The sequence below is a fragment of the Sphingomonas sp. P3_C6 genome (assembly GCF_056402595.1).
On sequence record NZ_JBFUHB010000068.1, the window covers coordinates 1 to 658 of the forward strand.

General features: G+C 62.1%; 2 protein-coding genes. One reads left to right on the forward strand and one right to left on the reverse strand.

The window, feature by feature from the left end; all coding sequences use genetic code 11:
- Positions 1 to 288: hypothetical protein (locus AC1DT7_RS24210; protein WP_478038875.1), on the forward strand; the 288-nt coding region annotated here is incomplete at its 5' end.
- Here the strand turns inward: AC1DT7_RS24210 and AC1DT7_RS24215 are convergent.
- Positions 263 to 658: transposase (locus AC1DT7_RS24215; RefSeq protein ID WP_478038877.1), on the reverse strand; the 396-nt coding region annotated here is incomplete at its 5' end. The two genes, AC1DT7_RS24210 and AC1DT7_RS24215, sit on opposite strands and share 26 nt — an antisense overlap.

Sequence of the window (658 nt, forward strand, 5' to 3'; positions counted from 1 at the left end):
CAGAATGCCGTCATGCGCGAGCCCTGCCACGAAGGTCGATGTCATCCAATGGCCATGCGGCGCCTGGCCCAGGATCGGCTGGCCTTTGCGGCCCCAACCATGGGCTCGCGCCATGCTGGTGGTCACACCGGTTTCATCAATGAAGACCAGCGCGCCAAAGTCGAACCCCGCTTGCGCTGCTCGCCAGATCTCGCGCGCTATCGCAACGTCGAGACGGTCCTGCTCGCTGGCATAGAGGGTTCTTTTTTAGAGTCGGATGACATTAGCTTGATCCGTATCCGGAGTTGAGCAAGTAATTGCGGCATTCATCTGGGCTGAAGGTGTCTAGTATGGAGCCGATGCGTCGCCAGGTTGCGTCGTGGGTACGCTCTGCGGCCTTGCGCATCAGGTGCTTGAGCTTGGCGAAGASCTGCTCGATCGGATTGAAGTCGGGGCTGTAGGCGGGGAGATAGAGCAGCCCCATGCCGGCGTCTTCCAGGCACGCCCGGATGCCGGCGACCTTGTGCGCCGGCAGATTGTCGGCAACGACGATGCTGCCGGGCGCCATTTCGGGGATCAGGCGCTCGACCAACCATTGGCGGAAGATCTCGCCGGTCATGGGCGTGTCCATCAGCAACGGCGCCAGAATGCCGTCATGCGCGAGCCCTGCCACGAAGGT